Consider the following 5312-nt stretch of genomic DNA (forward strand, 5'->3'; position numbering starts at 1 on the left):
GCGCTCGTCGCCGCCGACACCACCGTGGGCCGCGACGGGCTGACCGCGCACGCCCTCGACCACGACCTGCTCCGCTCCGCTCTCGGGCTCGGAGTCGCGGCCCTCGCGCTTCTCGCGCGGCGCCCGCTCGACCGGCTTGGGGTCGGCGATCCGGCCCTTGGTGCCCGGCGCGATGCCCTGGTCGTGGAAGAGGTGCTCGGAGGTCGAGTAGGTCTCCACGGGCTCGTCGAAGGGCAGGTCGAGCGCCTTGTTGATCATCTTCCAGCGATGGACGTCGGTCCAGTCGACCAGCGTGATCGCGATGCCCGAGGCGCCGGCGCGGCCGGTACGACCGATCCGGTGGACGTAGGTCTTGTCGTCCTCGGGGCAGGTGTAGTTGATGACGTGGGAGACGCCGGAGACGTCGATGCCGCGCGCGGCGACGTCGGTGGCCACCAGCACCCGGAGCTTGTTCTCGCGGAACTTGGTCAGCGCGCGCTCGCGGGCGGCCTGCTGCATGTCGCCGTGCAGCGCGCTGGCCTTGAAGCCGCGCTCCTCGAGGTCGTCGGCGACCCGCTGCGCCTGGCGCTTGGTGCGGGTGAAGACGATGATCTTGTCGGCGTCCTCGGCCTGGAGGACGCGCCCGATGATCTCGGGCTTGTCCAGGTCGTGGGCGAGGTAGATGAACTGGGCCGTGGCGGGCACGGTCGCGTTCTCGTACGACGACTCGGCGCGGATGTTCATCGGGTGCCGCATGTGCATCCGGGCCAGCGCCACGATCGCCGAGGGCATCGTCGCGGAGAAGAGCATCGTCTGCCGGGTCTCCGGGGTGAGCCGGAGCAGCCGCTCGACGTCGGGCAGGAAGCCCAGGTCGAGCATCTCGTCGGCCTCGTCGAGCACCAGCGCGTGCACGTGGGAGAGGTCGAGCGCGCGGCGGTTGGCGAGGTCGATCAGGCGGCCCGGGGTGCCGACGACGATGTCGACGCCGGTCTCGAGGGCCTCCAGCTGCGGCTCGTAGCCGACGCCGCCGTAGACGGTGAGGACGCGCAGGCCGCGGTCGCGGCTGGCGACGGTGAGGTCGCTGGCGACCTGGAGGGCCAGCTCGCGGGTCGGGGCCACGATCAGCGCCTGCGGCTTGCCCTGCGGCAGCTCGGCGTAGTCGGGGTCGGTCGGGGCCACGCTCCGCTGCAGCACCGGGATGCCGAAGGCCAGCGTCTTGCCGGTGCCGGTGCGGGCCTGGCCGATCAGGTCGGTGCCCATCAGGGCGACCGAGAGGGTCATCTCCTGGATCGCGAACGGGTGGGTGATCCCGGCCCGCTCGAGGGAGTCGCAGATCGCCGGCATCACGCCGAGGTCGCGGAAGGTCGGCCCGGGGGCCGCGGTCTCCGCCACGGTCTCGGTGGGCGTGTCGTTGTCGGCCGGGGCGCTCTCGGCGCCGGCCTGGATGTCGTTCGTCAGTGTCCTGTCGCTTTCGTGAGTGTCAGCCGTCGGGCCGCGTCTCGCGCGGTTTTCTCCGCGCTCGCGGCCGTGCAGTTGATTCGATCGATGCGGCTGCGAGACGACTACCTCGTCGGCCCTTCACACTCAGCCGCGCACATACGTGGGTGGCGCCAGCAGTCTGCGGAGCAGCTCCTGGGTGCGCTCTACCCGGCTCCATCCTATCGGTACGCTGCGCCCATGCCCGAAACCGCCGATCTCTCCGCGGGTTCCGAGGGGGCCGCGGAGCCCCCCGCCCCTGACGCTCCGGACGCCGCCGGGGAGTCGTCCGCGCTCGCCGAGCCCGCCTACCGGCAGGCCGTCGTCGACCTGCTCGCGGTGATCGCCTACGGGGAGATCACCGCCTTCGAGCGGCTCGTCGAGGACGCCCGGTTGGCGCCGACGTTGGCGGACACGGTGGAGCTGGCGACGATGGCGTGCGTCGAGTTCGACCGCGTGCACGGGCTGCACGGCCGGATCCGCGAGCTCGGCGGCGACCCGTTCGCCGCGATGGAGCCGTTCAAGGAGTCGATCGCGACCTTCCACGCGCACACCGCGCCGGCGGACTGGTACGAGGGCCTGGTCAAGGCGTACGTCGGCGACGGGCTCGCCAGCGACTTCCACCGTGAGATCGCGGCCTACCTGGACCCGGCCACCCGTGACGTCGTGGTGGCGACCCTGGAGGGCACCGACCACTCCCAGTTCGTGGTGGACCGGGTGCGCGCCGGCATCGCCGAGGACCCGCGGCTGGGCGGTCGCCTGGCCCTGTGGGGCCGCCGGCTGATGGGGGAGGCGCTGATCCAGGCGCAGCGGGTCGCCGCCGACCGTGACGCCCTCACCGCGCTGCTCACCGGCGGCGTGGACCGGCCCGGGCTGGACCTGGTCGCCCTGGGGCGGATGTTCACCCGGCTCACCGAGCGCCACGCGGCGCGGATGGCGGACCTCGGCCTCGAGGCCTGAGCAGTCAGGCCCGGGGTGGGCGCCGCGGAGGGGGTAGTCCCTGACGAAAAGCACCTGAGATCCGCCGAGGGCGGTGCTTTTCGTCAGGGACTACCCACCTCCGGGCGGTGTCAGCTGGTCGGCTCGGTCGGCTCGGTGGGGTCGGTGGGGTCGGTGGGCTCCGCCGGCGTCGGGCCGGTACGCCGCATGCCGATCGTCGTCACCAGCGCCGGGTGGTCCGAGGCGATCCGCATCTCGCGGGTCTCCTTGAGGCGGGTCGAGTCCTGCGCGAACAGGTACATCACGCCGCGGTCCTTGGTGTAGGTGAAGCCGGCCGCGGCCATCTTGGGCGCCGCAGACCACGCGCCCTGGTTGGGGTGGGAGTTCATGTCGCCGCCGACCAGCACGGGGCCGTGGGCCGCGAGGGTGCGCACGGTCTCGACGAGCACGTCCATGCCGGCGCCGTAGCGCTGGACCCGGGTCATGGTGGGCTTGCCGTGCTGGCGCGGGAACCTCGCCGGGTTGGTCATCATGTGGGTGGAGACGACCGAGACGATGGCGCCGTCGCGGCGCTGCAGCATCGTCCACGTGGCGTAGCGGTCCCAGGTGAACTTCTTGCCGCCCGAGTAGCCGGTGTCGTCGTCGACGAGCTTCACGCGGCCGGCGTCGAGCAGGTCCCACTTCCGGTCGCGCCAGACGACGACGTTGTTCATGGACTGGTTCCCGCCGAGCGTCTGGTCGGGGGCGGGGTCGCGGTAGCCGTCGTAGCCGGGAGCCTTGGCGAGGATCGTCTCCATGCTCCGCTTGGAGACCTCGTTGAGCAGCACGAAGTCGGGGCTGTCGGCGGTCAGCTTGCGCATGGAGGCGGCGAACTTGGCGTTCGACGTCCGGTTCGGGATGTTGGCGACGGCGGTGGTGATCCGGCGGCGCACCTCGAAGCCGACCGGCGCGGTGATGTCGGTGGGCGCGCCGACGGCGAGGCCCGAACCCGTCCGGCCATCGCTCTCCGGCTGCTCCGTGACGGGGTCGGTCGGCGTCGCGGTCGGCACGGTGCTCCCGGCGGCCTCGGCGGCCGAGGCGAGGCTCTTCGCCGCGTCGCGGCCGGGGTCGCCGTCGGGGGTGCTGCCGGCGTACGCGCTCGGCAGCGAGGTCGGGGTCGGGACCGTCGTGGTCTCGTGGGCCAGCTGGACCGAGCCCGGGGCCGAGGTCCCGGAGACCTGGACGATGCCGAAGAGCAGGGCGGCCACGGCGGCGACCCCGCCGACGAGGATCAGCGGGTTCGGGTGGGAAGGCAGGCGCGGGCGCACGCGGGGAGTCTAGGTTCGGCCGTCTCACGAGAGAACAGAAGTCACAGAGATCCCTTGCGTTTCGGCCCGAAGTTGGGTAGATGGTCCCGGGTCCGCCGGATCTCGTCCGGCCGGTGGGTGCTGCTCCGAACCCCGAGGGGGGCGGTCTACGCTGGCGAACGGACCCCTCCCGACGACCCTCCCCAGGAGCAGACCGTGGCAGTGATCGAAGCCGTTGGCGCCCGCGAGATCCTCGACTCGCGCGGCAACCCCACTGTCGAGGTCGAGGTTCTCCTCGACGACGGCGCGTTCGCCCGGGCGGCGGTGCCCAGCGGCGCCTCCACCGGTGCCTTCGAGGCGGTCGAGCTGCGCGACGGCGGCGAGCGCTACCTGGGCAAGGGCGTGCAGCACGCCGTCGACGCCGTCGTGCGCACGATCGGCCCGGCGCTGGAGGGCCTCGACGCGGCCGACCAGCGGGTCGTGGACCAGACGATGCTGACCGCGGACGGCACCCCGAACAAGGCGCAGTTCGGCGCGAACGCGATCCTCGGCGTCTCGCTCGCGGTCGCCCGCGCGGCCGCGGACTCCGCGGACCTGCCGCTCTACCGCTACGTCGGCGGCCCCAACGCCCACGTGCTGCCGGTCCCGATGATGAACATCCTCAACGGCGGCTCGCACGCCGACTCCAACGTGGACATCCAGGAGTTCATGATCGCGCCGATCGGCGCGCCGTCGTTCCGCGACGCGCTGCGCTCGGGCGCCGAGGTCTACCACGCGCTGAAGTCGGTGCTGAAGAAGAAGGGCCTGGCCACCGGCCTCGGCGACGAGGGCGGCTTCGCGCCCAACCTGGAGAGCAACCGCGCCGCGCTCGACCTGATCGGCGAGGCCGTGCAGGCCGCCGGCTACGAGCTCGGCAAGGACATCGCCCTGGCCCTCGACGTCGCCGCCAGCGAGTTCTTCACCGACGGCGCCTACACCTTCGAGGCCGCCGCCAAGTCCGCGGCCGAGATGACCGCCTACTACGCCGACCTGGTCGCGTCGTACCCGATCGTCTCCATCGAGGACCCGCTGGACGAGGACGACTGGGACGGCTGGAAGACCATCACCGACGAGCTCGGCGGCAAGATCCAGATCGTCGGCGACGACCTGTTCGTGACCAACGTGGAGCGGCTCCAGCGCGGCATCACCGGCGGCCAGGCCAACGCGCTGCTGGTGAAGGTGAACCAGATCGGCTCGCTCACCGAGACGCTGGACTCCGTCGAGCTCGCCCACCGCAACGGTTTCCGCTGCATGATGAGCCACCGCTCGGGCGAGACCGAGGACACCACCATCGCCGACCTCGCCGTCGCCACCAACTGCGGCCAGATCAAGACCGGCGCGCCGGCCCGCTCCGAGCGCGTCGCCAAGTACAACCAGCTGCTCCGGATCGAGGACGAGCTCGGCGACGCGGCGCGGTACGCCGGCGCCGGCGCGTTCCCGCGGTTCCAGGCCTGAGTCCGGGGATCCGGGGGTAGGGGCCGATGGCCGAGGAGCGCCGCAGCAGCCGGGCGCCGGGGCGGTCCGCGCGCGGCCGTTCCGGTCCGGGCGGTCCGCGGCGCTCGGTGCCGGGGGCGGAGCGCCGCCAGGCGCCGC

4 protein-coding genes are annotated in these 5312 nt (G+C 72.4%); 2 read left to right on the forward strand and 2 right to left on the reverse strand.

Translation table 11 applies throughout. The annotated features are described in order from the left end of the window. Nucleotides 1-1260: DEAD/DEAH box helicase (locus ABLM29_RS21985; RefSeq protein WP_502889311.1), on the reverse strand; the 1260-nt coding region annotated here is incomplete at its 3' end. A 396-nt stretch (nt 1261-1656) separates the two neighbouring features. Between ABLM29_RS21985 and ABLM29_RS21990 the strand changes: the two genes are divergently transcribed. Then, nucleotides 1657-2415 carry a ferritin-like fold-containing protein gene (locus ABLM29_RS21990; protein WP_349716770.1) on the forward strand — a complete coding sequence of 253 codons (759 nt, stop codon included), beginning with the start codon at nt 1657-1659 and terminating at the stop codon, nt 2413-2415. Nucleotides 2416-2525: 110 nt separating this feature from the next. Here ABLM29_RS21990 and ABLM29_RS21995 read toward each other — a convergent pair whose 3' ends face one another. Further along, nucleotides 2526-3701, reverse strand: coding sequence for an exonuclease/endonuclease/phosphatase family protein (locus ABLM29_RS21995; protein ID WP_349716771.1), 1176 nt, complete (start codon nt 3699-3701; stop codon nt 2526-2528). Between the two features lie 195 nt (nt 3702-3896). Between ABLM29_RS21995 and eno the strand changes: the two genes are divergently transcribed. Further along, the gene (gene eno, locus ABLM29_RS22000) at nt 3897-5174 is read left to right on the forward strand and encodes a phosphopyruvate hydratase (RefSeq protein WP_349716773.1); all 1278 of its coding nucleotides are present in this window, start codon (nt 3897-3899) and stop codon (nt 5172-5174) included. The last annotated feature ends 138 nt before the right edge of the window (nt 5175-5312 follow it).

Source organism: Nocardioides sp. YIM 152588 (genome assembly GCF_040191335.1).
Classification (GTDB): Bacteria; Actinomycetota; Actinomycetes; order Propionibacteriales; family Nocardioidaceae; genus Nocardioides.